Below are 680 nucleotides of genomic sequence, written 5' to 3'. Positions count from 1 at the left end.
TGCTTCGTGGCCAAAGCATCTTCCCGAGCGGGTCTTGCCGGCGTTCTCGCGAACGCCCGACCGGGCTTCCGGTGACTCCGGAAGCCCTCGCCGCCCGATTTCAACTTGTTTTACGTCGTCGGGCGCGCACCCTCCCCTGAAAAGGCGGAGCGATAGGTCATGATTCTCCCGAAATTGTGGGCCACCGCGTGCCACAGGGCCATCGTCAGCGCCTTGTCCCGGCCGCGCACCGTCAGCCGGTAAAAGTTCCGGTTCCGAACCCGGGCGTTCACCCATTCGGCCGTGGCCGCCCGAAGTTTGTAGGTTTCCTTCGCCTCCGGCGTCTTCATCCGGGCCCGCCACCGGGCCGTCTCGTCCGTGTCCCCTTTCTTGCGGGCATACGGGTCTTTCCCGGCGTCGAGTTGCTTTTGCGCCTCCCTCACCGGGGCGAACACCGTGGTTCCCTCCGTCTGGGCCGTGTCGATGGCGTCCCGAACCGCGAAGCCGCCGTCAACCAGCATCTCCGCCGGGCGTTGTCCCGTGCGTTCCTCGATCTGACGGATCATCGGCAACATCTGATTCGCGTCCGTCCCCTCGTTCGGCACCGCCACCCCGACCACGGCTCCCCCCTCCGTGGTCGTCGCGAATCGCACGTTGTACGCCGGCCGATAACCGCCGTCGGGCATCTTCATTTTCCGGGC

At 66.0% G+C, this 680-nt stretch carries 1 protein-coding gene; it reads right to left on the bottom strand.

What is annotated here, in order from left to right:
• Nucleotides 1-110: 110 nt before the first annotated feature.
• Nucleotides 111-680, bottom strand: a 570-nt coding sequence (locus BGIM_RS47995; RefSeq protein WP_020467923.1) for a transposase, incomplete at its 5' end; no start/stop codon positions are given.

This window comes from Zavarzinella formosa DSM 19928, from assembly GCF_000255705.1.
GTDB classification, from domain to species: Bacteria; Planctomycetota; Planctomycetia; order Gemmatales; family Gemmataceae; genus Zavarzinella; species Zavarzinella formosa.
This window is presented reverse-complemented; position numbering and strand designations above follow the sequence as displayed.